Genomic DNA, 25174 nt, shown 5'->3' with positions numbered 1-25174 from the left:
TTGCTTAACAAAAACCAAAGTTAGGCATTTTTACACTTTATTCAGATTGGTTTTACTCATGGCTTATTTGACAGGCAGCGTGATGACAAACTCCGTCCCTTCGCCTTCGGTACTCGTCACCTCCATCGTTCCCTGATGTCCCTTTGTGACAACATCGTACGACAACGACAGCCCAAGTCCAGTGCCCTCGCCCGTAGGTTTGGTGGTAAAAAACGGTTGAAAAACCTTTTGAATAATGGCCTGTGGAATGCCCAGCCCATTGTCGCGGATGCAAATTTCTACGGCTTTGTCTTCTTTTAAAGCGGTACTTACCCAAATGGTTGGCTCGTAGGCTTCGGCAATAAGTTGCTGCTTTTGATGAAGGGCATAAAAGGCATTGCCAAACAGGTTGAGCAATACGCGTCCTATGTCCTGTGCGGCAAGGGTGAGCATTGGAATTTCGGCGCTTAAATCAGTGATTAATTGGCAGTTAAACGTTGGGTGGGTTGCTCGTTGGCCGTGGTAGGCGAGCCGCAGGTATTCGTCGGCCAAGGCGTTGAGGTTGGTTGGCTCCATTTGGCCTGACGATGTGCGTGAGTGCGCGAGCATACTGCGCACAATCGAACTGGCCCGCTGCCCGTGATGGGTGATTTTTTGGAGGTTTTGTTGTAAGTCGGCCAGTATTTCCTTTTCTAGTTCAGGGTCTTGTTGTTCGGGAGATTTTTCCCTTTCTTCCTGTAGCTCGTCCAACAAATCCACGGAGACTTCTGAGAAGTTATTGACAAAATTGAGCGGATTCTGTATTTCATGGGCCACGCCAGCGGTCAATTCCCCCAATGAGGCCATTTTTTCCTTTTGGATGAGTTGGGCTTGGGTAGCTTTCAAGGTTTCGAGCGACTGATTCAACTCGGCGGTTCGCTCCATTACCTGACGCTCAAGGGTTTCGTTCTGGGTAGCCAGAATATGTTGTTTTTCTTGTTCATGCGCAAGGTTTTTGGCCGAAAGTTTTTGGACTTCTTCCAAATGCAGCCGCATGGACTTATACGTGTGGGTATAATCTTGCACCAGTGAGAGCGATAGGCCAATAGGAATGCTTAGCACGACTGAAAAAACAAAAATAAGCAGCACAAAAGCTAAGATAAACGCACTGTCTCCCAGCCCGGTGAGGCTTTGCACAATTCCCATGATGATTCCCGTAAGAATCAACAGCAGTAAAGCAAAAAAGGAGAAACGGAGCGAATTCCAAGGTAATTTATTATCAGAACCACCCTGCCGTTTTCCCAGCCAACTCACCCTGATATAATCGATCAGCACCAGAAAAAAAGGAATGAAAAATTGACCGTCTTGTAAGGGGCCAATAAAGCATTGATAGCCAAAACTTACTGCCAACAAAACAATAATAACGTAAAAGAACCAACCGTGTCGGCGTTTTAAAAAAGTGTAAACGGCAGTCAACAACAAGCCAAAAGCCAGATGAATGCTTAACGTCTGCCCTACATCCAGCAATGATTTTTGGGTAAGCGTTCCCGTAAAGCCATCAATAATACTGAGCGCAAACATGACAGTAAAGCAAAAAGTGGCAAAGGCTAAAATCAGGTGTACCTTTTGATTAGAATTGGCGCGAAAAAAAAGAAAATGAAGTAGGGAGAGTATCCCGAACAATCCCGTCAGCATACCGCCGACGCCCGCATTCCAAGCAGTATTGACCAGTTGGTTGAGCATGGACTGATGCGACGGTTCAAGCCAGAGCTTGAAAGCGTCCTCATCGGTTGAGGCATAATAGAGCGTGGACGAAAGAAATGAGTATCGCAGGGCTATAACGTGGGTATTGGTGTCTTTGATGGTAAACGGGATTTGCATGAGCCTGAGCTGCGATGCTGAATCCTGTGGATCAGAGGTGTTGGTTGTTGCCACCAATTTTCCATCTAAATACAGTTCAGAGTGGCCAAATTGTTTTATAATGAGGGAATAGTCTGTTTTTAAGGACTTTTTAGAAAGGTTGAATTTTAGCCTAAACCAGCCTTTTTTTGCTTTCCAAAGAGCCTTATTGTCTCGTAATGAGCTGTTTGATTTTTTCCAATGACGATCATCGTAGCTTGGATTCGCCCATTCTGACGAATCTCCGGCCATAAATTTCCAGCGGTCATCCTTGAAAAATAGCTGCCCCGTTTGAATAGTAATTCCGGTTTTTTGGCATTGTCCGAAATACGGAAGTAAAAAAAAGCAGAGGAAAAGCAGTCTTTTCATAGATCAGGGGCTGTTTGCAGTTCAAAGGGGGACGGTGGCTGCTTTGACAAATTTAGACAACAATCATTATATTTTAATAAGACATACACTGGTTTGCTAAGACGGACACACCAAAAGACCCTATTTGCGTTGAAATGAGAAACAGCATTTTGCCCACTGCAGCCGAAAATAGGGTATTCATAAAGCCTCGATTCTCGTAAAAATAGTACAAAAGCGATATAAAATAAGTAAATTCCTACCTTAGGCATTGGGTAAATGGGTTAGGTTCTGCTATATTTGCCCGAATTTTTTTAAACCTTAAATCAAATTTCCTAACTACTACGCATGAATAATATCGTTTATCTCGTTCCTGCTTTTGGTGTCTTGGGGCTATTGTACACGGCCTGGCGTTTCAGCTGGGTGTCGAACCAACCAGCCGGTGACGCAAACATGCAAAAACTCTCTGGCTACATCGCCGACGGAGCCATTGCTTTTCTTAAAGCCGAGTGGAAAATTCTGGCTTATTTCGCCATTCCCACGGCCCTTATTTTAGGTTATTTGGGTACACAGGAAGGTACACCCGAAAACCCCATTCATTCTTCGCCTCTCATTGCCGTTGCCTTTTTGATTGGCGCTTTTCTTTCTGCTTTAGCAGGATACATCGGAATGAAAGTCGCTACCAAAGCCAACGTACGTACTGCACAGGCGGCTCGTACGTCGCTGTCCAAAGCCCTCGAAGTCTCTTTTACGGGTGGTTCCGTGATGGGAATGGGCGTAGCAGGATTGGCTGTTTTGGGCTTAGGTGGCCTGTTTATCTTCTTTTATAATTATTTTGCCGCTGGCAAACCCTTGACGTCCGATGAAATGAAGACTGCCATCGAAGTATTGGCTGGGTTTTCGTTGGGTGCTGAATCTATCGCGCTTTTTGCACGCGTGGGTGGCGGTATTTATACAAAAGCAGCCGACGTGGGTGCTGACCTTGTGGGTAAAGTGGAAGCGGGTATTCCAGAAGACGACGTTCGTAACCCCGCCACCATCGCCGACAATGTGGGCGATAACGTAGGTGACGTAGCGGGCATGGGTGCTGACTTGTTTGGCTCGTACGTGGCCACTATTTTGGCAACGATGGTATTGGGCCAAGAAATCGAGGTAACAGATAATTACGGAGGTTTCTCTCCTGTATTGCTTCCAATGCTGATTGCGGGCGTAGGTCTGTTGGCGTCTTTGGTTTCTACTTTCTTTGTGCGCATCAAAGGTGAAAAATCGTCGGTGCAAAATGCGTTAAACATCGGTAACTGGGCTTCTATCGGTATAACATTGGTAGCTTGCTATTTTCTTGTAACTTACTTATTGCCTGAAAATATGGTACTCCGTGGCGGTCAGCCTTTTGGGGCCATGGATGTATTTTACGCGATTCTTGTAGGATTGGCTGTGGGTACACTTATGTCAATGATAACTGAATATTACACCGCTATGGGCAAGCGTCCTGTATTGTCAATTATCGAAAAGTCAGGAACGGGTCACGCCACCAACATCATCGGTGGTTTGGCCGTCGGTATGGAGTCAACGGTGTTGCCGATTTTAACGTTGGCGGCGGGTATTATTCTTTCGTACAAATTTGCGGGTCTTTACGGTGTGTCTATCGCGGCGGCGGGAATGATGGCTACAACGGCCATGCAATTGGCGATTGACGCTTTCGGGCCGATTGCCGACAACGCGGGTGGTATCGCTGAAATGTCACAATTGCCTCCGGAAGTTCGTGAGCGTACCGACAATTTGGATGCCGTTGGTAACACCACTGCTGCCACTGGAAAAGGTTTTGCAATTGCTTCGGCAGCCTTGACTTCGTTGGCATTGTTTGCAGCCTTCGTTGGAATTGCGGGCATTACCCAAATTGACATTTACAAAGCCGACGTATTGGCTGGTTTGTTTGTTGGCGGTATGATTCCGTTTATTTTCAGTGCGTTGTGTATCTCAGCGGTAGGTAAAGCGGCCATGGAAATGGTAAACGAAGTTCGTCGTCAGTTCCGCGAGATTCCGGGTATCATGGAATACAAAACCGAACCTGAATACGAAAAATGCGTCGCTATCTCTACCGAGGCTTCTATCAAGCAAATGATTTTGCCAGGCGCGATTGCCTTGATTACGCCGGTACTTGTTGGGTTCACCATGGGGCCTGAAGTATTGGGTGGTTTGCTGGCAGGGGTGACCGTATCAGGTGTGTTGATGGGGATTTTCCAATCAAATGCAGGTGGCGCGTGGGACAACGCTAAGAAGTCATTCGAAAAAGGGGTAATGATTGACGGTCAGATGTACTTCAAAAAATCGGAGCCACACAAGGCTTCCGTAACGGGAGATACCGTAGGGGATCCATTCAAAGATACTTCGGGGCCTTCCATGAACATTTTGATTAAGTTGATGTCTATCGTGTCGTTGGTAATTGCTCCTTATATCGCCGTAAAAGGTGGCCATGACCATGCTGCCATGAAAGAAACAATGGAGGTAAACGTAACCAAAAACAACGAAAACGGTACCATCACTAGCGCCGCAACCTTGAAACTTGACAACGGCTTAGAACTCAACATTGCCGCTAATGGCAACCCCATTGAAGTAGGCTTAATTGACTTTATTCGTTCTGACAAACCCGTTGATAAAACGACTTGGTTTGATTTTGACCGTTTATTGTTTGAAACAGGTAAAGCAACGTTGAAGCCGGAGTCGCAGGAGCAATTGAAGAATGTTTCCGAAATTATGAAAGCATTTCCAGCGGTAAACATCAAATTGGGCGGTTATACCGACAACACAGGCGATGCTAATGCCAATCTCAAACTGTCGAGCGACCGCGCGGCTGCCGTTGAGGCTGAATTGGTAGCGATGGGCATTGACAACAGCCGGATTGACTCAGAAGGCTACGGCGACCAATATCCAGTAGCGTCCAACGACACCGAAGAAGGGCGTGCTCAAAACCGCCGTATCTCAGTTCGGGTAACGAAAAAATAGGAACTATTCCTGATTTATATCATAAAAAGCCTTGCTCTGACCGTTTTTGGAGCAAGGCTTTTGCTTGTGAGAGGGTGAACATATAAATTTGCCAAAAACGTTTCGCACACCCAATAACTGTTTTTTAGTAATCGTATTTCGGAAATCATACTTTGAATATCCGCTAATTTTTCTTCTGACTATGAACCTAACTAAGATTGTTTCCCTGCTGTTTGCCCTTTTGTTTGTCTATTTTGTGGTTGTTCAATACAACGACCCCGACCCTCAGGTATGGATGCCTATCTACGGTATTGCCGTGGCCGCTTGCTTGAGTATCTACTTCGAAAAAGCGCCGCGTTCTTACGTTTTTGTGGTAATGGCACTGGCCTATTTTTTTGCTTCCTATCAGCAATGGCCGCCGCAGTATGAAGGCGTATTCTGGGGGGAAATGAAAATGCGTAGCATCAACATCGAGCTCGCCCGCGAATCGCTCGGATTAGCGGTGAGCGGAGTGGGTATGCTGGTGATGGCTTACTTGCGCACCAGATTGGGGAAATAAAAGACGCTCGTTACTTGCTCCTTTCGATGGTATACTGAACCAAGCCTTCTAGTGAATTGCGGTAGTTAGACTCAGGGAAGGAGTGCAAAATAGCCTTGGCTTCCTCGACCAGTTTTTGCATGGCCTGCGTAGCATACTGAATCCCGCCGGAGTCACGAACAAACTGGATGACTTCGGCTACTTTTTGGGGTTTGTCGCTGTGGTTTTTGATGATATTGATGATCTGCCGTTTTTTGGTCCACGTAGTTTGACGCAAGGCGTAAATCAACGGCAGGGTCATTTTTTTCTCTTTGATGTCAATACCGAGGGGTTTTCCTACTTCGGCATCTCCAAAATCAAACAGGTCATCTTTGATTTGAAAGGCAAGCCCTACCTTCTCGCCAAATTGGCGCATTTTGTCAACCAATTCTTCGGATGCACCCGCAGAGCGTGCCCCTACGCCGCAGCAGGAAGAAATAAGCGAGGCGGTTTTTTGGCGAATAATTTCAAAATAGACATCTTCCGTGATGTCCAAGCGCCGCGCTTTTGAGAGTTGAAGTAACTCGCCTTCACTCATTTCTCGAACGGCGTTTGAGACAATTTGCAGGAGACTAAAATCTTGATTATCAACCGAAAGTAATAGTCCGCGTGATAAAAGATAATCGCCCACCAAAACCGCAATTTTGTTTTTCCAGAGGGCATTGACCGAGAAAAAACCGCGTCGGTAGTTAGAGTCGTCAACCACGTCGTCGTGAACAAGCGTGGCAGTGTGGAGTAATTCAATAAGGGCCGCTCCCCGATACGTAGCCTCGGTGATGGAGCCACTGATACCAGCCGTCAAGAAGACAAACATCGGGCGGAGTTGTTTTCCTTTTCGACGCACTATATAATTCATGATTTGGTCAAGAAGCATGACCTCACTTTTCATAAATTGCCGAAATTTTCGCTCAAAGGCGTCCATTTCGGAGGAGATGGGGGCTTGAATATCTTTAATGGAAAGAGACATAATTTCTTGGGAAAGTGTACGGACAACCCCGAGTAATGGGTGGGCAGGTTAGCCGTATACTAATGACAAATTCAGTCTATCGGTATCTTTACTTGTTTTGTTATGGGACAAACGCCAAATTTGGGACAAAATCTGTTAACATTACACGAAAGTTCTATAATTTGTTTCAACCGAGCGACAATAACTGTGATGGCATTCCCCTTTTTTTGGATGAGAAAATATTTTTGAGGGTAAAAAACAAAAACGGCATTGTTTATGAATACAAAACAAAGGATAGAAAAGGGCGATATTGGCCACTTTTTGACAAATAATAATAACATACTATGAAGGCATTGGTACTTGGAGGAGGCTCCCTGAAGGGCGCTTTTCAGGTGGGGGTAATTCAGGCGATATTGGAAAGTGGATTTGAACCCGAAATGATATACGGGATTTCTGTCGGTAGTCTTAACGCCGGCTTTTTGGTAAACGCTGCTGGCAAGCAACACATTGAGGAAAAGACAATTGACTGGCCGGGTATCAGCCGTCAATTGATTGAGTTCTGGATAAAAAACATTACCCACCCCGAGGATATCGCCCTCGTGCGGTCGCGCCTTACCTTGGGGATAGATACCCTGATGAGTCGTTTTGATGGATTGCTAGACACGACTCCTCTGCATACGCTTATCCGAAAAAATCTTGATGAGTTTATTCTTAAAAACAGTCCCGTTAAACTCAAAGTAGGGGCAGTAGACGTTGTAAGCGGTAAAATGGTGTATGCCACGCCCGAAGATGAAAGCTTTTTGGAATACATTATGGCCAGCAGTTCGTTGCCTACGCTGATGCCGGCTATCCACATCAAAGGTCAACGGAAAGCGGCGTATTTAGACGGAGGGCTTCGGGTAGTTGCTCCGCTCAAAGCAGCACTGGAAGATGGAGCCACCGAAATTGTGTGCATAGCCTGCCATGCTGAGCATATTTATGATGAGCCAGTAAACTATCGTAATCTGCTGAAACTGCTGGACCGAGTCAAGGATATTAACGTAAACCAGATTGTTAATAGCGACATTGCTTGGGGGCAAAACTACGTTGAAAAAGAAGGGCTGAAAGGCCGGGTGCTGAAATTATCGGTGGTGCGCCCGCATGAACCCTTGCACCTTGATATGTTGAAGTTTAATTCGGACGACATCGTGCGGTTGATTGTTCAAGGTTACAAAACGGGGTTTGAATACATTCAGGAAAATGGGTTGCCCATTTTGAATACGCCCAGTGCGTCGGCCCAAAATGCATAGATGCATTTCGGCGGTCAAATGGAGGAATTAAAATTTACTATACTATACTTTTATTTTAAGAATGAATATTACGATTCGCAGAGGTACCGCTGAAGATGTACCCCAGGCATTTGAGTTGGTACAGGAACTTGCTTTGTACGAAAAAGCCCCCGAACAAGTCACCAATACCCCCGAAATGATGCTCAAAGATGGATTTGGCCCTGAGCCGATTTTTGGCCTATTTGTGGCGGAGGTCGACGGTAAAGTGGTGGGGATTTCGTTGTATTACTATCGTTATTCTACGTGGAAAGGCAAACGCCTCTATTTGGAAGACATCGTGGTGACGGAGTCGATGCGCGGGTATGGCCTGGGCAAAAAACTTTTTGACGTGACGGTAGAAGAAGCAAAAAATACCCAATGTACTGGTATGATGTGGCAGGTGCTGGATTGGAACGAACCAGCCATTCAGTTTTATAAAAAATACGGCACCCGCTTTGACGAGGGCTGGATTAATTGTCACTTGGATTTTTAGCGATTTTACAATCTGCTTCTTTATTTCTTTTTGAGCAACCCCCGGAGTTGTTTCTCTATCATTTCTGCTTTTTTTCGGGCATCCTCCATTGGTAGACCCACCTTCATTTCGGGGCGGGTGTGGCCAGTGGAGGTCAGCCAAGCGTCTTTCATGAGTTGTTGCCGCTCGGCGACCAGTTTCAAAATCTCCTCTCCTTGTGGGTGAATGGTCAAAGTCGTTTGGACGTTCTCCGCCGCTTCCAGCCCTTTTTCTCCCAAATTCATCAATACCTGCTTGGCCATCAGCCAATGTCCCAAAGCGTCGGGATGAACGCCGTCTTTGGCCAATGCAAAGTCGGGATTGTTTTGGCGGTGTTGTTCTAAATAAGTTTTCATTGGAAAATGCAGGTCGGCTACTTCCCATTTTTGGGCCTTGCGTTGGCTCAATAACCATTCAGAGTAGGTGTCGAGTACGGCGGCATAGCCCACTGCTTTGCCCTTGAACTCGTCATAAATAGGCGGTGTGAGGTGGACAATCGGTACGCCTATGTCCGCAATTCGGGTGTGTAACCACGTGATACCTTCGCGGAATTTTCGGAACCGTTCTTCGTCTAAAGGCAGATAAATGCCATCGTTCATGCCATAACAGGCAAAAACAAAGTCAGGTTTGGTTTGGGTAAGTACCCGTTCGAGACGCTCATGCAAATCGGGTCGGGGAAATCTCCCGCCCGCGTGGTTGGGCTCCGAAAGCCCCGAAACGGTTTCGCTGGGCAATCCTACATTGATGAATTCAAAACGCCTGTTGGGGTAGTGCGTCAGGAGATAGGCCTCGATGTCGGTGATAAATTGCCCCGCATAGGTGATACTGTTGCCGATAAAGACAATTCGGTGGATTTTTTTTGGGAAGGGTTTGGAGCCGCTTGCTACGGTTGTTGAAAGAGAAAAAAAATAAAAAATAATATACCAAAACGTCTTGTATTGATTGCGTTTTTTGAATCTTGTATTCATACGTAAAATAGTCAATTGGGAATCTAATAAATAAAGTGATTATGGATGAAAACTAACCCTGCAACTCAGCAATAATTTCCGAATCTGTGGTATGAACTACTCAAATGTAATAAGAGGGCGTTTATGCTTTTTTTTTAAAATGTAACTCTTTAAAATCCAAAGAGATTTAGTTCTCGTATATATACTTTACTGGTTAGGATAAAAAAGAGGATTCAGGATAGTTTTTGGAATTTTGAACTTTACTTTCCTTCCTGAAAAGTAAAGTTAAATCAAAGAAGTGAAGAGTGAATTAAATTCGTTTAATAAAATCTCAATATATTGATATATACCTTTCTGTATTGAAGAATTTAGGTATAAAAATATACCATTTGTTAAGTTTATATATACTATTTCATATTTTTACAGCTTAATACTTTACCCTAACTCATTCATGACAAACATTAAAGCACTCCTTCTTCAGGACAACACGGCCTGTATCCATCCGATTGAAAAAATGATAGAAGAGCCTGGATTCGAAGTACTTCGTGTGTTGGCTTCAGCTTCTGACGAGCTCCTCAAATGCATTTTTACGCTTCAGCCTGATTTGATTATCTGCGAAGACTCTTACAGTAAGCTCATTTTGAGCACCGAGCGGAGAATTAAAAAAAATATCCCAATCGTATTTGTAGGAGCTAATGAAGGCGGTTTTACGGAGATGCCTATTCCTAACCGACCGACGGCGTATCTAAAATGGCCTTTTACGGGTGGTGTTTTACGGGCCATGATTCATCTGCTTATTTGAGATTTCTTGTCCTTTACCTCATTTTTGGGAAAAACGAATGCCTCCGAATTTTGGAGGCATTTTGTTTTGTGAGCAAGCCATAAAGACGTTAAATAGCCGTAAATTGATAAAAGTAAAGGCAGAATTAAGTAGATAGCTAATGATTGACCATTTTATGTTTCAGCACCTAATTCAAACCGATACATGAAAAATTACAAAATAATATTGATTGCCCTCATGGCTCTTTTTGCAGGAATAACGACCGTTTGTGCGCAGAAAGGCAGAGAAGTAAGTTTTAAAAAACAGGTATTGACCAAGATGTTCTTTTCGGAAGGCGTGGCGGTGGGAGATGTGAATCATGACGGAAAAAAGGACGTCATGGCGGGGGCATTTTGGTTTCAGGCCCCAAACTGGGAGCGCCACGAAATCGCCAAAGGAGATACTTTTACCGTTAATGGTGGCTATAGTAATTCGTTCTTGAATTTTAGCATGGATGTCAATCAGGATGGCTGGATTGATTTGATACGGGTAGATTATCCTGGGATTCCGGTGGTGTGGCATGAAAACCCGCAGAATAAACCGGGCCACTGGAAAGTACATGTAATCAGCAAATCGCTGGGCAATGAATCTCCGTATTTTGGCGATATCGACGGCGATGGTCGCCCCGATATTGTGGGTAATGATTCTGAATCAAAACAGATTATCTGGTTGAAATCTCCCACCAAAAAAGGCGATACGCAATGGGAAAAAACGGTGATTGCAGAAGGGAATATTCCCGGAACGCACCGATTTACCCACGGTCTTGGCTTGGTAGACATGAACGATGATGGCCGATTGGATGTGCTCATCAAAGAGGGGTGGTGGGAAGCACCTTCCGACCGTAAACAGCCCAATTGGGCATTTCATAAGGCAAATTTGGGCGAAGATTGCTCGCAAATGTACCTGCTTGATGTGAATCAGGATGGCTTTAAAGACGTTATCAGCACTTCAGCGCACGCCTATGGCATGTGGTGGCATGAGCAGGGCAAAGACGGACAAGGTAATCCAACTTGGACGAAGCATGAAATATATAAAGCGTTTTCGCAGACACACGGACTAAGTTTAGTTGACATCAACGGCGATGGACAAAAAGATTTGGTGACGGGGAAACGTTATTTTGCGCACAATGGCAACGACCCTGGAGAGTTTCAGCCAGCGGTATTGTACTGGTTTGAATTCAAGCCTGGCCCAACGCCCACTTGGGCCCCGCACGAAATTGACAACAACTCTGGCGTAGGCTTGCACGTTGTGACGGAAGACATGAACAACGACCGCCTTCCTGATGTTGTGGTGGCGAATAAAAAAGGGGTGCACGTGTTTTTGCAGCAAAAAAAGTAACCCTTTCGGGGCATTAAAATTCTTTTACAGGTGTCCACAGGACAGCATTTTAGCGGGGAATAATGTAAGTTTGTGTTATGAAAGTCGGCTTATTTATTCCCTGCTATGTAGACCAGTTTTACCCGCAAGTGGGTATTGCTACGCTTCAATTATTAGAGAGGTTTGGATGTCAGGTTTTGTATCCTGCCAAACAAACGTGTTGCGGTCAGCCCATGGCCAATTCTGGCTATGAACACCTGACGCATGATTGTAATCGTTTGTTTATCAATAACTTCTCGGAGTTTGATTATATCGTTTCCCCGTCGGGAAGTTGTGTGCTGCACATCAAAGACCACCTGCATGATGACAAACGCGAGGGTGAAGCAACGCACGTGCGGACGCACATTTATGAACTCACAGAGTTTTTGACTGATATCCTAAAGGTTGAAAATTTAACGGCTCATTTCCCGCACCGCGTAGGAGTGCATCAGAGTTGCCACGGGCAGCGCGGGCTGCACGTAGCCCAGATGTCGGAGTTGGTGGCACCGCCATTTTCGAAACCCGAAAAACTATTGAACATGGTTACTGGTTTAGAGTTAGTAAAGCTCGACCGGGTGGATGAATGCTGCGGATTTGGTGGTACATTTTGCGTAGCCGAAGAAGCCGTTTCGGTACGGATGGGCATCGACCGCGTAGATGACCACGTCAAAAACGGCACCGAAGTTCTGACCGGAGGCGATATGTCGTGTTTGATGCACTTGGAGGGCGTTATTCGCCGTCGTCAATTGCCCATCAAAGTAATGCACATCGCGGAGATTCTAAATGCGAAATGATTTCGAATGTGGTGGTAGATTCTCAAATCTGCTACGTGATTGTTGAATGTGGTGGTAGATTCTCAAATCTGCCACGTGATTGTCGTATCGGGTTGTGAGCAACCTTTAATACCTGAAAAAAATGAACCACGCTGACGCCGCCGAAAAGTTTAATAAGGATTTTGACCGTACTACTTGGCACGACGAAACGCTCTGGTGGGTGCGCCAAAAGCGCGACCGCGCGGCCTTTGCCATCCCCGAATGGGAACAACTCCGCGAAACCGCATCTCAAATCAAGCACAATGTGTTGTCTAACTTAGATAATTATTTGATTGAATTTGAGAAAAATGCGCAGAAAAACGGCATTACAGTGCATTGGGCAGCCGATGCCCACGAGCATAACCAAATTGTCCTTTCGATTCTGAAAAGCCAAGGCGTAACGGAAATCGTGAAGAGCAAGTCGATGCTCACCGAAGAATGTCACCTTAATCCATACCTGACCGAAAACGGTGTGGAGGTGATTGATACCGACTTGGGTGAGCGCATTGTGCAGCTGGCCGACGAGCCACCGAGCCACATCGTGTTGCCGTGTATTCACTGGAAAAAAGAAGAAATCGGCGTATTATTTCATAAACATTTAGGAACACCCGAAGGCTGTGCCGATCCCGTTTTATTGACGCATGCGGCCCGCGAAAACCTCCGCGAGAAGTTTTTGACGCGTCGCGTGGCCATCACAGGCGTGAACTTTGCCGTGGCCGAAACGGGCGAGTTTGTGGTGTGCACCAACGAAGGCAACGCCGACATGGGCGCGCACTTAGCTGATGTACACATTGCGTGTATGGGCATTGAAAAAATCATTCCCAAACGCGAACATTTGGGCGTTTTTCTACGCCTCTTGACGCGCTCGGCTACTGGGCAGCCGATTACGACTTATTCGAGTCATTTTGGTAAACCACGCGAAGGGCAGCAAATGCACATTGTCTTGGTCGACAACGGCCGTACGGTGCAATTGGGCCGCGAGCAGTTCCGCAATTCGCTCAAATGTATTCGTTGTGGGGCGTGTATGAATACCTGCCCTGTGTATCGTCGTAGTGGCGGGCACAGCTATCACAATGCCGTGGCGGGGCCGATTGGAGCCATTTTAGCGCCCAATTTGGACATGACCAAAAATGCCGATTTGCCTTTTGCCAGTACCCTTTGCGGCAGTTGTTCGAATGTGTGCCCCGTCAAAATCAATATCCACGAGCAGCTGTACGAATGGCGTCAGGTGTTGACGAAAAGCGGACATTCTCCTACCGCCAAAACGTTGAGCATGAAGGTGATGTCGGCAGTATTGTCTAATCCGACCGTGTATCATTTGTCGGGGAAAATCGGTCGATTTACCATGGCCAATGCCCCGTTTGTGGTCAATAATTCATTCAATCCTTGGTTCAAACAACGCGAAATGCCCGAGCCACCGAAAGAATCGTTTGGCGAATGGTACAAGAAAAACAGGAGCTAATTTGTCGTCCTGTAAGGACTTAATGGTATCGTAAATTGTCTGTTCTACGGTCTGACTATCGTCTGACCTTTGTTTAGAGTTAGAAAGAGCCAAACCTTGACCTAAATTTATCGGCTGCTTCAGTTGCATTTAGATGCTTCGGGCATGAAAAAAATATATTAAAATGAGTCGTGAAAAAATACTGGCTGCCGTAGCCAAAAATAAACCAGATTTGACGCCGTTGCCCGAAATTCAAAATTTTGGCAATCCTTACGCGAATTTGGTAGAACAGTTTAAGACCGTTCTGACCGCAATTGGCGGTGAGGTGGTGTACGTCAAAGATTGGGAAGAAATCAGGGCGTATATCCAAACGCATTTTGGTGGGCGTCGCATTGTGACAAACATTGACCCGTTGGCCGATGTAGCGCAGGAAAGTTGGCTAAAATCAGACCCGCATTCTTTGGAAGATGTGGGCTTGGCCATTTTGAAAGGCCAATTTGGGGTGGCCGAAAATGGCTCTATTTGGGTCACGGAGACCGAAATGGGGCAGCGTGTAACGCCTTTTATTGCCGAAACGCTCGCCTTAGTAATTCAAAAATCAGAACTCGTCCCCAAGATGCATGATGCTTACGTCCGTATTGGAGGAGAGCGTTATGGGTTTGGGGCCTTCATCGCGGGCCCTTCCAAAACCGCTGACATTGAGCAATCTTTGGTCTTGGGAGCACATGGCCCCAAGTCTATGTTGGCGTTTTTGATGGAGTAAACAAAAATCCTATAAAAAGTACTGGGGCGCAAAGAGATTATATTTCTTTGCGCCTTTTTATGTACAGTCGTTATTTCTCTCTTAGTTTGTGCATCATAAATCAAACTTCTGCTCCTTCCTAAAATGCGTTTTCTCAAAATCCTTCTCAAAATTCTCGGCGGGCTGGTCGCGCTGATTGCGGTTGTATTGGTGTGTATGTTGACTACCATCGACGATACGCCCTACCAAGAAATGCCCTATTATCAACAATGGAAGAACCAAATGAAGGAGCTGCCAGTTAGAAAACCGTCATCGGGCGTTAACCAACTGAAAGCGGGTTGGGCAAAAGTGAATTTTACGCCTAAATCACCCACGCCCACGGCTGGATATGGCGTAAGGCGGGGGGCTTTGTACACCTCCGTGCATGATTCTATTTATGTTCGGGCGGTGGTCATCGAAAATGGTGACACCAAAGCTGCTATCGTTGCGGCTGATTTATTGATTATTCCGCCCGCCGTTACCGAACAACTCAAAGAGAAACTCAAAGCAACGGGAATTCCGTTTGAGCAGGTTTATTTTGGCGCAACGCACTCGCACAACAGCATGGGTGGTTGGAGCGAAGGGATTGTCGGGAAGTTGTTTGGGGGAGAATTTAACGAAGCAAACGTAACGTGGATTGCCGATGCGATGGTTAAAGCAGTGACTTTGGCGCAAAAAGACCTCCAACCTGCAACAGTGGCGTACAATCAATTGGCTGATACCGCTCGTGTTAGAAATCGAGCGTTTGACGAAGGGACTATTGACCCGTTTGTGCGTACCATGCAGTTTGTAAGAAACGACGGCCAAAAAGCCTTGCTGTGCTCCTACGCGGCCCATTCAACGATTATGAGTTCCGACAACATCGTGCTCTCGCGCGACTACCCAGGGGTGTTGGTAGATTCGTTGGAAAAAGGAGAAGCCAATTTTGCGCTGTTTATGTCGGGGGCGGTGGGGAGCATGGGGCCTAAAATTGGGATAGAATCCGATTCTGACTTTGTTAAAGTGGGGACCGAAGCCGACAGTTTAGAAAGCGATGTACAAAAGCAACTTACTCAAATCCAACCTTTCCCAAATCCAGCTTTTCAAATGGTAACGCTCCCATTGCCGCTGCGCCAGCCGGTTCCGAGAGTTACCACGGGTTTGAGCATGAGGCCTTGGGTGTTTCATTGGGCTTTTGGCGATTATCCCAATTATGTCAAGGTGATGCGCATCGGTAATGTTTTGATGGTGGGTTTTCCGTGTGATTTTTCGGGAGAATTGGTGGCCGAAATGAGCGCCTATGCTGAAAAGAAAGGATTGAAATTGATGGTTACGAGCTTCAACGGAGGGTATATTGGCTACATTACCCCCGATAAATACTACGGAAGAGACACCTACGAAACCCTCACCATGAACTGGTTTGGGCCTTACAATGGTGCCTATTTTCAGGAAATTGTGCGCGATTTGGTAGATAAGATGTCGTGAGGCTAGGAATAAAAGCGCTGGTTTTCTGTTATATTTGTTAAAAATCAACCAACATGGAAACATTACTCATTGAAATCCGTAACCCTAAAGGAATGAACTTGATTTGGAACCTTGAAGAAATGGATATTATTAAGATTTTGAAACGGGAAGAAGCCCCTAAACCTAAAGAAAAATTATCAGAGCGGTTTCGAGGCTGTATTAGTCCAGAAGAAGGCGAAAAGTTGAATGAATATATCAAACAAAGCCGAGAAGAATGGGAGAGGGATTTTTGATGGATACCAACGTAACCTCAGATTATTTGAGCCTAAGACTACCAATCAAGGGGTTGGATTTCATGGATACAGTAGTTAATAAAGCCCCCAATATGTCGGTAATCAGCCGAATAGAACTGCTTGGTTATATCTCACCACTCAAAGAAAAAATTCGAGAATTTGTTGAAGTCTCTAATATCTATGATTTAGATGAAGCCATCATCGCTGCTACGGCGTTAGTGCATGATTTGACTCTAATTACGCACAATCTTTCTGATTTTGAGGGGATTTCAGGTTTAAAAATAATAGATGCCCATTTGCTTTAAGCAAAAAATAACCTTGGAAAGGTTGGGAAACCTTTCCAAGGCTTGATGTTACCTACTTCTGCGGTCTTTTATAACGAATAGGTGCTTCGGGCTCGGGTTTGAGCGTTACGCCTTGCGTTTTCAACAATTCCAACGCTACCTGTACCGATTTTTCCAGTTGCGGGTCTTCGCCTTTGGCTACTTTGGCGGGGTCTTGATGAACCTCCACATCGGGCGCAATGCCTTCACCTTCTACCGACCATTTTCCGTCAATATCATAAAAACCACCGCGTGGCGCTACCATGCGACCACCGTCAATGAACGGAGGTGTGTCCCATGTTCCGACCAATCCTCCCCACGTGCGGGTGCCTACCAACGGGCCGACTTTGGCTTGGCGAAACAAGAACGGCATCAAATCACCCCCAGAGCCAGCGCGCTCATTGATAATCATCACTTTAGGGCCCCAAAGCCCCGCCATTGGCGTTGTGAATGGCTTATGGTCGTTGGCGCGACTGTTGAAATATCCTTGTAATTTTCGGGCCAAAACGTCCACAATATAGTCAGCGGCCGAACCGCCGCCGTTGTTGCGCTCGTCAATAATCGCTCCCTTTTTATCCTGTTGGGCAAAATAATAACGGTTAAAAAACTCGTAGCCACCATTGCCCGTATTGGGAATCCATACGTAGGCCAACTGGCCCTTGGAAAGTTCGGATACCTTGCGGCGATTGCCTTCCACCCACGCGCGAGTGCGGAGCTGTGCTTCGTTGGCAATGGGTACGACCGTAATCAGCTTAGCGGTTTTTAAGTCGGTAGTAGCACCTACGCGAATTTTGATTTGGCGGTTGGCCGTTCCTTCCAATAAACCATAAATATCCATCTCTGCCGTAAGGGGCACGCCATTGATTTCCAGCAGATAATCACCTTCTTTGACGTCGATGCCCGGGCCAGAGAGCGGAGCGCGCAATTCAGGATTCCAGTTTTCGCCCGTAAAAATGGTTTTGATGCGATAAAAACCGTTTTCAATGCGAAAATCTGCGCCCAAAAGTCCCGCAGGATTGTTATTATCCAAGGTTGGAAAATCGCCACCTGAGGTGTATGAGTGCCCTACGGCAATTTCTCCGCCCAAAATATCGACCACGTAATTGAGGTCGGTGCGGTGGCGAACGTGGTCAATCCAAGGCGAGTACCATTGATAAACATCGTTCCAAGGAGCGCCGTGGGTATTGTTTACATACAGAAAGTCCCGCTGGTAGCGCCAGCCTTCGCGGAAGATTTGCTTATACTCGGCTTTGGGGTCAATCTGAATTTTCATGCCTGCCATGTTCAGCTTTCCGTCGCCCGGTTTTGGTGGATTGGCGGTGGCTACAATACCCCATGAACCTTCGCTGCGGTACAGCAGATTCTTGCGGTCGTGAGCGGTAACGGCGTATTGAATACCCTTCAAAAAATCTTCGTTTTTCTGGTCTTTGAGGGTGTATTTATGGAGAATAAAACCAGGCTGGTCGGGGATATTTTCGGTAAAAAACAGAGAACCTTCGAGGCCTTCAATGATCTGGTCATAATCTTTTACCGCTACTTTGGGCAACGCCAGAATGCGTTGGTCAAGCCCGTCCAGATCTATTTTTACCACAACTCCCTTTTTAGGTTCTGGTTTTTCGTCCTTTTTGGGCGCTTCTTTCCCTTTCTTGTCCGTTTTCTTAGCTTTGTCGTCGGTGGGTGGCTCTTCTTTCTTTTCAGTTTTTTCTACGGTTTCTTCGTCACTTTTGGGCAGGAAAGGAGATGGCTCGCCTTTGGCCAAAACAACCATGTATACACCACGGGTAACGGGCATTTGGTACGAGCTCATGTCAAGCCAGCCTGTATTCAGCGCAAAATTAGTACTTGCTAAAAAATACAAATACTTACCGTTGGCGTCCCATACGGGTGAAATCGCGTCTGACAGGCCGTCGGTCAATTGATGCGTTTGGCCCGTTTCAAGGTTGTAGACTTTGATGGCTTTGTGCTGATTGTCCAAAATACGGGCGTAGGCAATCCATTTGCTGTCGGGCGACCAAACGGGGTTCAGACTGCGATTTGGGTGCGCGAAACGCTCGGTATCAATCTTTTTGGGTTGCCCACCCTCAACTTCAATAACCCATAAATTATAGTCTGTATCGGTGTATGAAATGTATTTGCTGTCGGGCGACCATTGAGGTTTAAAGTAAAATGTGGGAGTGGGCAAGGCCACGGCGCGCGGTTTTTCGAGTCCTTCTTGGTCCGAAATCATCAATTGGTATTCACCGCTGGCGTCCGAAAACCAAGCAATCTTCTGACCACTTGGCGACCACACGGGCGAGCGGTCGGCCACGCCTGAACTGTGGCTAATGTTACGCCAATCGCCGTTTTCTTTGGGAACGGTAAAAATATCTCCTCGATATTCAAACAAAGCCCGTTTGCCCGTGGGAGAAAGCGACGCATTCAATAGGGCCGACGGACGCACATCTTGCCAGCGGGGCAATGCCCAGGTAAAATCTCCCTGTACGTTGATTGTCAGTTGCTTGGCTTGCCCCGTTTGCGGGTCGAGCAGGTGGAGGTAGCCTCCTTGTTCATACACGATGCGGTCATTGGAAGCGTCCAGACTTTTTACGTCAAAATCTTTGTGAAAGGTGACCTGCTTCAGTTCATTGGTTTTGGGGTTGAACGACCAGATATTGTTGGCATAATCGCGTTCAGAGAGAAAGTAGACCATGTCTTTGTACCAAACGGGGTCGGTATGACGCTCACGGTCGGTTTGGGGAGTAGTTTTGAGCGTAAGGGTTTTTAAATCAACAATCCAGATGGGCTGGGCCTGTCCACCGCGATAATTACGCCATTCGGGGTCCCAAAAGCCGATGGTTTGGTAGGCCGCCATTTGGCCATCGGCCGAAATCTCTCCCGCGTGGGCTTGTGGAATGGGCAGTTCTTCCTGAAATCCGCCCTTAATATTGACTTTGAAAAACCTAGCAATGGCGGTTGGATAGCCACTGCGCCCCGAACGAAAAACGACACTTTGCCCGTCGGGAGTCCAACCCTGTACGGCGTCCTCGCCTGGATGCCACGTGAGGCGTTTGGGTTCGCCGCCTGTAGCGGGAATAACATACACGTCGGTGTTGCCCGCGTACTGAGCCGAAAATGCAATTAGGCTACCGTCGGGCGAAAAATGAGGGAGAGATTCGGTGCCTTCGTGGGTGGTGAGGCGTTGAGCGTTGCCGCCGTCGCGGTCAACGAGCCAGAGGTCGTCGGCATATACAAAGACAATGGCGCGGTCGCTGACGGTGGGTTGACGCAGCAGACGAGTACCTTGCGCGGAGGCGTGGCTACCGTTGCCCCAAAAACCAGCTAACAACGCTAGAAAGGGTAGAAATCGCATGATGAAGGGTTATTTAGTTGTGCTGAAAATTACGCATATTTGCAATGCGCCCCAAATCTATTTCCCCGTTGTACGCTGGTAATTTATCCTTGCGGTTTTTTGTGTTATACCTTATCAATCTTCGATTTTATAAAGCGCGTAAATCAACAAATACTGATTTTTCCAAAGGTACCACTTCATGGTGATTGACTTTGAGCAGTTGCGGCCCCGCTTGAAGGTATATTTTGTAGTGACTGCCTTCAAACACCACCCGTTTTACCACACTTTCTACCCCGTAAATGGTGGGCGAAAGGGAGAGTGTGAGTTTTTCGGGCCGAATGGCAATGCGACCATCGGGGAGGTGAGAATGGACATGGTTTTTCAAAAAATCCGCATCCAACAGATTTATTTCCCCCGTCAGTTCGGCCACGTAGGCATCGGCGGGCGAATGATAAATAATCTCTGGTGTACCGAGCTGAATCAAATTTCCATGTTGTAAAATACCCATGCGCGTGGAGAGGCTGAGGGCATCATTGGCGTCGTGCGTGACAAAAATGCAGGCAATGCCCGTTTGTTCGGCTAGCTCTCGAATGGTTTCGGTGAGGCGGCGGCGGTTGGGTAAGTCCAAATGGGCAAAAGGCTCATCCAACAGCAAAACTTTGGCTTCTTCGGCCAAAGCACGGGCAATGGCGGTGCGCTGTTTTTCGCCACCAGAAAGCGATTTGGCGGTATGTTCGGCCACGGATTCCAGTTGACAAAGCTGGAGTAACTCGTCCACCCGTTCGTCGCGGTAGGCTTTTTCGTAGTACCGTAACGCGTAATTTATGTTCTCCCGGACCGTCAACGGTGCCGAAAGGTTATAATCTTGATGAACAATTTTGATGTCGGGATGGCCGGGGATGAGCTGGTCGCTGGCAAGGCGCAATTTTTGTCCCTGAAGCCAAATGTCCCCTTCGTCGGGGTCCAATAATCCCGCCGCAATGCGGAGTAAAGTGCTTTTCCCAGAGCCACTTTCGCCCAGTAAACCAAAGATTTCACCTTCAAAAAGCGCAAAGCTAACTTCTTTGACGACCCATTGTTGTTGATATATTTTTGAAACGGAATTGAGTTTAAAAAAAGACATTGTTCGCAAAACTATCGGTTACCTCTCTGAAATTTCGGTTTTTATCGCTCAAAAGTACAACAAACTATTGGGTATAAAGTTTCTTAGCTAACTTGCCTTGTCAATGGTGTGTAAGGGGAAGGATAAAAAGCACAGAGATTACTCCCTGTGACTTTGAACTTCTGTTTTTCTGCACCAGACTAAACACTAAAAACCAAACTTTATGATTCGTCAATTACTCTATGGAGGAGTACTGGTATTGGCGTGTGTTGCGCAGACTTTGGAAGCGCAAACGACGTACAATAGCCACGCACAACTCTCCGGCAGACTTAAAAACCTCTCGACAAAGTTCAACGCATTGGCTTCTGTGAGTTCTATCGGTAAAAGCGCCGGTGGTCGAGACCTGTGGCTTCTTACCTTAGGAAAAGGAGATGCCACCAAAAAACCAGCCATTCTTATCGTTGCTGGGCTAGACGGCACTCACTTGGCAGGTAGCGAATTGGCCATCCAAACGGCCGAAAAAATGCTCGGAGCGGCCAATGCTGATAGCGTTGCTAAGCTGTTGGAAACCAAGACTTTCTATTTCCTGCCCAGCATGAACCCCGATGCGCAGGAGCAGTTTTCGGCCAAACTAAAGTACGAACGTACAACCAATGACTCCAAAACCGACGACGATCGCGATGGCCGCGTAGATGAAGACCCGTTTGAGGATCTCAACGGCGATGGCGTTGTATCTTGGATTCGCGTAGAAGATGCAGCGGGAACCTACGTAGCGAGCAAAGAAGACCCACGTATACTGGTCAAAGCTGACCCTTCCAAGGGTGAAAGCGGTAAATATTTGGTTTATACCGAAGGCATTGATAACGACAAAGATGGGGTATACAACGAAGATGGTGCGGGTGGTGTAAACCCAGAGAAAAACTTTACGTTTGATTATCAGATATTTACAACTGGTTCGGGCGAACACGCCGCTTCGGAGCCAGAAGTACGCGCTTTACTGGATTTCCTGTATCGTGCCCCCAATATTTTTGCGGTTCTTACCTTTGGCCCCAACAACAACCTGAGCGAAGCTCCGCGTTTTGACGCGGCAAAAGTGGCGCGTCGGATTTTGACTGGGCCACTCGCCAAAGATGCCAAAGCGATGGAGCAGGTGTCAAAATTATACAATGGTCGTACGGCTTTGAAAGACGCACCGACCATGCCGCAAACACGCGGAAATTTCTCCCAAACGGCTTATTACCACGCGGGTCGTTATAGCTTTACGACCCCAGGCTGGTGGACTCCCAAAGTAGAGGCCCCCAGAGATACGACCAAAAGAGCCGCCGCAACGGCCCCAACCACCCCTTCTCCAACTGCACCTGCTGCCACAGGCGGCCCTGCTGGTGGTGGTGGACGCATGGGCGGTGGTGGTGCTGCCGTAGCAACAAGCACGGCTAATGCAAGTGAAGATGATGCCCGTTTTCTGAAGTGGGCCGACAAAGAAAAATTGACGGGTGTGTACGTCGATTGGAAAACCATTCAACACCCTGATTTCCCCGGCCAAAAAGTGGAAGTGGGCGGAATTGTTCCTTTCTCTAAATTGAACCCGCCGGTCTCTTATTTGACCGCTGCTGCCGATAAGCATGTAAAGTTCCTGACAGGATTGGGCGCTCAGATGCCTGAGATTCAACTGGTAAATGTAAAAACGGAATCTTTGGGCAACGGCCTGACGCGTATTACGGCAACCGTTATCAATAAAGGATTGATGCCAACCTATGCCGAAATTGGCGACCGTGTTCGCTTTGTTCAGAAAGTAAAAACCGAACTGAAATTGGGAGCTGGACAGGCCATTGTGTCGGGTAAACGCCTGAACCTGCGCGCCGCACTTGCTTCTGATGAGTCGGAAGAATACACGTGGTTGGTGTCGGGAACTGGTAAATTGACCATTGAAACGGGATGTCCTACAGCAGGCGTAAAATCAGCAGATGTGACGTTGAAGTAGGCCTTTCTGTTAATCGTTATTTGTTATCCGTTAATTGTAAAAACAATGAAAAAATACATTCACTCATTTATATATGCACTCGTTTGCTGCACTTTAGCGGTCAACGCTTTTGCACAAACTGCACCCCAAACCGACCCCGACCTGAACGGTATGCGGGCGATTGGAACCCCCGCCAATCCTAAAGTAAAATGGGGTTGGAATTATTACATGGACTACGCTGGGTTCAACAAACTGATGCAAGAATTGGCCAAAGCGTATCCAGATTTGGTCAAATACGAATCCATCGGAAAATCGTTTCAGGGGCGTGACATGTACGTCATTACCGTTACAGATTTTAAAAGCGGAAAACCCGAAAGTAAGCCTGCTTTTTGGATTGATGGAAACATCCACGCCAATGAGTTGCAGGGAACGCAGTTTGCCATGTACACGGCTTGGTACTTGGCCGAGAGTTTTGGAAAAATGGATTTTGTAACCGATATGTTGAAAGGACGTACATTCTACATATTGCCTTCACTTAACCCTGATGCGCACGAAAATTTTATCTATAAATCAAACACCACCAGCTCGTCGCGCTCAGGCATGATGCCCCTCGACGACGACGGTGATGGTTTGGTGGATGAAGATACCTACGATGATTTGGATGGTGATGGCAACATCGTGACCATGCGTCGCAAATCTCCAACGGGGCGGTATAAAGTAGACCCTGATTTTCCGGGGCGCATGATTTTGGCTAAGCCAGATGAGCAAGGAGAATACGAAATGCTTGGTTTTGAGGGGATTGACAATGACGGTGATGGTCGCGTAAACGAAGACAATCCAGGCGCATACGACCCCAACCGCGACTGGGGTTGGGGCTGGCAGCCTGATTATATTCAGGGTGGGGCGCTTTTTTATCCGGGAACATTGCCCGAAACAAAAAACGTGAAGAAATTCTTCTACTCACATCCCAACATTGCAGGTGCCCAAAGTTATCACAATTTCGGCGGGATGTTTTTGCGTCCTCCTGGAGCGGAAGAAGATGCCATGTACGTGCCACAATCTGACATTGCCGTGTACGATGTCATCGGAAAAACGGGAGAGAAAATGATTCCGGGGTATAAATATTATGTGCTTTGGAAAGACCTTTATACCGTGTATGGTGGCGAAATTGACTGGATTGGACTGGGGCGCGGCGTGTTTATGTTCTCCAACGAAATCAATACGTCTTGGCGGATGTTCAACAAAAACTCTACCGAAAACCGCAACCAAAACAGCGAGTTTGAAGAGTTTGATAAGTTCTTGTTGTTGGGTGACGGTTACGTAAAATGGAAGTCCATCAAACACCCACAATACGGCGATATTGAAATCGGTGGAACCAAACGCAACTATATTCGTAACACGCCGGGCTTTTTGTTGGAAGAAGAAGGACACCGTAACATGGCCTTTACCATGCTTCATGCCTACCACATGCCTAAGTTGGAAATCATTGATATTAAAACCAAAGCCTTAGCCAACGGCCTGACGGAAGTAACGGCGGTGGTACAAAACCAACGGGCTATTCCGACCCACTCCGCGCATGATTTACGATTCAAAATCGAACGACCTGATTACATCACGCTCAAAAATGCGCAAGTGTTGGCGGGAATGATTGTAGAAAATGAAGATTTAGGAATCACGAGAGAACAAAAATACAATCCGCAAACGATTGAAGTAGCCAACATTGCTGGTACCGTATCTGGTGGCGGCGGCGGCGGCGGCTTTTTTGGCGGCGGCGGTGGTGGCGGAAATTCCGTGAAAGTACGCTGGATTGTCAAAGGCAAAGCCGACAAATGGACCGTTGAGGTAGACAGCCGCAAAGGAGGCATTGTTTCCAAAACCCTGTAAAGCACTGTATATTTTACATTTATTATTTTTCGCGGGGCTGCCCGAGCAGTTCTTCGGTTTTGCGGTTTTTATAAATCAGGCAGACGTAAAGCCTGCCCCTACTGGTTTTTTTATTTTGCATTACTACAAATGATAAATTGGTTGGTCGAAAGGCCGACC

The 25174-nt window shown here is 46.8% G+C and carries 19 protein-coding genes; 14 read left to right on the top strand and 5 right to left on the bottom strand.

The window, feature by feature from the left end:
• Nucleotides 1–63: 63 nt before the first annotated feature.
• Entirely contained in the window at nucleotides 64–2226 is a 2163-nt protein-coding gene (locus DVG78_RS15785) for a sensor histidine kinase (RefSeq protein ID WP_229598242.1), read from the bottom strand.
• Between the two features lie 324 nt (nucleotides 2227–2550).
• On the opposite strand from DVG78_RS15785, the gene DVG78_RS15780 reads away from it, so the two are divergent.
• Nucleotides 2551–5205 (top strand): sodium-translocating pyrophosphatase, encoded by a 2655-nt coding sequence (locus DVG78_RS15780; protein ID WP_114462028.1) that lies wholly within the window; start codon nucleotides 2551–2553, stop codon nucleotides 5203–5205.
• Nucleotides 5206–5386: 181 nt separating this feature from the next.
• Complete coding sequence (locus DVG78_RS15775) at nucleotides 5387–5743, top strand: transmembrane 220 family protein (protein ID WP_114462027.1); 357 nt, start codon at nucleotides 5387–5389, stop codon at nucleotides 5741–5743.
• A 10-nt stretch (nucleotides 5744–5753) separates the two neighbouring features.
• On the opposite strand, the gene DVG78_RS15770 is transcribed toward DVG78_RS15775, so the two are convergent.
• Nucleotides 5754–6728, bottom strand: coding sequence for a polyprenyl synthetase family protein (locus DVG78_RS15770; RefSeq protein WP_114462026.1), 975 nt, complete (start codon nucleotides 6726–6728; stop codon nucleotides 5754–5756).
• Between the two features lie 323 nt (nucleotides 6729–7051).
• On the opposite strand from DVG78_RS15770, the gene DVG78_RS15760 reads away from it, so the two are divergent.
• Nucleotides 7052–7996: a patatin-like phospholipase family protein gene (locus DVG78_RS15760; protein WP_114462024.1), complete on the top strand. Its 945-nt coding sequence runs from the start codon at nucleotides 7052–7054 to the stop codon at nucleotides 7994–7996.
• A 61-nt stretch (nucleotides 7997–8057) separates the two neighbouring features.
• Complete coding sequence (locus tag DVG78_RS15755) at nucleotides 8058–8507, top strand: GNAT family N-acetyltransferase (protein ID WP_114462023.1); 450 nt, start codon at nucleotides 8058–8060, stop codon at nucleotides 8505–8507.
• 20 nt (nucleotides 8508–8527) lie between these two features.
• Here DVG78_RS15755 and DVG78_RS15750 read toward each other — a convergent pair whose 3' ends face one another.
• Nucleotides 8528–9493, bottom strand: a complete 966-nt coding sequence (locus tag DVG78_RS15750) for an SGNH/GDSL hydrolase family protein (protein WP_114462022.1) — start codon at nucleotides 9491–9493, stop codon at nucleotides 8528–8530.
• 430 nt (nucleotides 9494–9923) lie between these two features.
• Here DVG78_RS15750 and DVG78_RS15745 point away from each other — a divergent pair, with 430 nt between their 5' ends.
• From DVG78_RS15745 to DVG78_RS15710, 8 genes are all read left to right on the top strand, one after another.
• Nucleotides 9924–10274: an ANTAR domain-containing protein gene (locus DVG78_RS15745; protein WP_114462021.1), complete on the top strand. Its 351-nt coding sequence runs from the start codon at nucleotides 9924–9926 to the stop codon at nucleotides 10272–10274.
• A 183-nt stretch (nucleotides 10275–10457) separates the two neighbouring features.
• A complete protein-coding gene (locus DVG78_RS15740) occupies nucleotides 10458–11630 on the top strand; it encodes an FG-GAP repeat domain-containing protein (RefSeq protein WP_114462020.1) in 1173 nt (390 codons plus the stop codon).
• A 77-nt stretch (nucleotides 11631–11707) separates the two neighbouring features.
• Nucleotides 11708–12442 carry a (Fe-S)-binding protein gene (locus DVG78_RS15735; RefSeq protein WP_114462019.1) on the top strand — a complete coding sequence of 245 codons (735 nt, stop codon included), beginning with the start codon at nucleotides 11708–11710 and terminating at the stop codon, nucleotides 12440–12442.
• A gap of 121 nt (nucleotides 12443–12563) precedes the next feature.
• Nucleotides 12564–13922 (top strand): lactate utilization protein B, encoded by a 1359-nt coding sequence (locus DVG78_RS15730; protein ID WP_114462018.1) that lies wholly within the window; start codon nucleotides 12564–12566, stop codon nucleotides 13920–13922.
• Between the two features lie 163 nt (nucleotides 13923–14085).
• Complete coding sequence (locus DVG78_RS15725) at nucleotides 14086–14664, top strand: LutC/YkgG family protein (protein WP_114462017.1); 579 nt, start codon at nucleotides 14086–14088, stop codon at nucleotides 14662–14664.
• A gap of 123 nt (nucleotides 14665–14787) precedes the next feature.
• A complete protein-coding gene (locus DVG78_RS15720; protein ID WP_114462016.1) occupies nucleotides 14788–16146 on the top strand; it encodes a neutral/alkaline non-lysosomal ceramidase N-terminal domain-containing protein in 1359 nt (452 codons plus the stop codon).
• A gap of 53 nt (nucleotides 16147–16199) precedes the next feature.
• Entirely contained in the window at nucleotides 16200–16418 is a 219-nt protein-coding gene (locus DVG78_RS15715; RefSeq protein ID WP_114462015.1) for a hypothetical protein, read from the top strand.
• Nucleotides 16400–16723 (top strand): type II toxin-antitoxin system VapC family toxin, encoded by a 324-nt coding sequence (locus tag DVG78_RS15710; protein WP_114462014.1) that lies wholly within the window; start codon nucleotides 16400–16402, stop codon nucleotides 16721–16723. Before DVG78_RS15715 ends, DVG78_RS15710 begins: the two co-directional genes overlap by 19 nt.
• 52 nt (nucleotides 16724–16775) lie before the next feature.
• On the opposite strand, the gene DVG78_RS15705 is transcribed toward DVG78_RS15710, so the two are convergent.
• Both DVG78_RS15705 and DVG78_RS15700 read right to left on the bottom strand, forming a co-directional pair.
• The gene (locus DVG78_RS15705; RefSeq protein WP_114462013.1) at nucleotides 16776–20090 is read right to left on the bottom strand and encodes a S41 family peptidase; all 3315 of its coding nucleotides are present in this window, start codon (nucleotides 20088–20090) and stop codon (nucleotides 16776–16778) included.
• A 127-nt stretch (nucleotides 20091–20217) separates the two neighbouring features.
• Entirely contained in the window at nucleotides 20218–21192 is a 975-nt protein-coding gene (locus tag DVG78_RS15700) for an ABC transporter ATP-binding protein (protein ID WP_114462012.1), read from the bottom strand.
• Nucleotides 21193–21394: 202 nt separating this feature from the next.
• On the opposite strand from DVG78_RS15700, the gene DVG78_RS15695 reads away from it, so the two are divergent.
• Both DVG78_RS15695 and DVG78_RS15690 read left to right on the top strand, forming a co-directional pair.
• On the top strand, nucleotides 21395–23152 hold the full coding sequence (locus DVG78_RS15695) for a M14 family metallopeptidase (protein WP_114462011.1): 1758 nt from the start codon (nucleotides 21395–21397) through the stop codon (nucleotides 23150–23152).
• Nucleotides 23153–23197: 45 nt separating this feature from the next.
• A complete protein-coding gene (locus tag DVG78_RS15690; protein WP_114462010.1) occupies nucleotides 23198–25015 on the top strand; it encodes a M14 family metallopeptidase in 1818 nt (605 codons plus the stop codon).
• Nucleotides 25016–25174 lie beyond the last annotated feature (159 nt).

The sequence above is a fragment of the Runella aurantiaca genome (genome assembly GCF_003339505.1).
GTDB classification, from domain to species: Bacteria; Bacteroidota; Bacteroidia; order Cytophagales; family Spirosomataceae; genus Runella; species Runella aurantiaca.
The sequence above is the reverse complement of the archived record's forward strand: the minus strand, read 5'-3'. Positions and strand labels throughout refer to the sequence as shown.

Bases quoted from the DNA above. Each gene is read 5' to 3' on its own strand.
- DVG78_RS15785 (WP_229598242.1), bottom strand. From the start codon at position 2,226: ATGAAAAGACTGCTTTTCCTCTGCTTTTTTTTACTTCCGTATTTCGGA.
- DVG78_RS15780 (WP_114462028.1), top strand. From the start codon at position 2,551: ATGAATAATATCGTTTATCTCGTTCCTGCTTTTGGTGTCTTGGGGCTA.
- DVG78_RS15775 (WP_114462027.1), top strand. From the start codon at position 5,387: ATGAACCTAACTAAGATTGTTTCCCTGCTGTTTGCCCTTTTGTTTGTC.
- DVG78_RS15770 (WP_114462026.1), bottom strand. From the start codon at position 6,728: ATGTCTCTTTCCATTAAAGATATTCAAGCCCCCATCTCCTCCGAAATG.
- DVG78_RS15760 (WP_114462024.1), top strand. From the start codon at position 7,052: ATGAAGGCATTGGTACTTGGAGGAGGCTCCCTGAAGGGCGCTTTTCAG.
- DVG78_RS15755 (WP_114462023.1), top strand. From the start codon at position 8,058: ATGAATATTACGATTCGCAGAGGTACCGCTGAAGATGTACCCCAGGCA.
- DVG78_RS15750 (WP_114462022.1), bottom strand. From the start codon at position 9,493: ATGAATACAAGATTCAAAAAACGCAATCAATACAAGACGTTTTGGTAT.
- DVG78_RS15745 (WP_114462021.1), top strand. From the start codon at position 9,924: ATGACAAACATTAAAGCACTCCTTCTTCAGGACAACACGGCCTGTATC.
- DVG78_RS15740 (WP_114462020.1), top strand. From the start codon at position 10,458: ATGAAAAATTACAAAATAATATTGATTGCCCTCATGGCTCTTTTTGCA.
- DVG78_RS15735 (WP_114462019.1), top strand. From the start codon at position 11,708: ATGAAAGTCGGCTTATTTATTCCCTGCTATGTAGACCAGTTTTACCCG.
- DVG78_RS15730 (WP_114462018.1), top strand. From the start codon at position 12,564: ATGAACCACGCTGACGCCGCCGAAAAGTTTAATAAGGATTTTGACCGT.
- DVG78_RS15725 (WP_114462017.1), top strand. From the start codon at position 14,086: ATGAGTCGTGAAAAAATACTGGCTGCCGTAGCCAAAAATAAACCAGAT.
- DVG78_RS15720 (WP_114462016.1), top strand. From the start codon at position 14,788: ATGCGTTTTCTCAAAATCCTTCTCAAAATTCTCGGCGGGCTGGTCGCG.
- DVG78_RS15715 (WP_114462015.1), top strand. From the start codon at position 16,200: ATGGAAACATTACTCATTGAAATCCGTAACCCTAAAGGAATGAACTTG.
- DVG78_RS15710 (WP_114462014.1), top strand. From the start codon at position 16,400: ATGGGAGAGGGATTTTTGATGGATACCAACGTAACCTCAGATTATTTG.
- DVG78_RS15705 (WP_114462013.1), bottom strand. From the start codon at position 20,090: ATGCGATTTCTACCCTTTCTAGCGTTGTTAGCTGGTTTTTGGGGCAAC.
- DVG78_RS15700 (WP_114462012.1), bottom strand. From the start codon at position 21,192: ATGTCTTTTTTTAAACTCAATTCCGTTTCAAAAATATATCAACAACAA.
- DVG78_RS15695 (WP_114462011.1), top strand. From the start codon at position 21,395: ATGATTCGTCAATTACTCTATGGAGGAGTACTGGTATTGGCGTGTGTT.
- DVG78_RS15690 (WP_114462010.1), top strand. From the start codon at position 23,198: ATGAAAAAATACATTCACTCATTTATATATGCACTCGTTTGCTGCACT.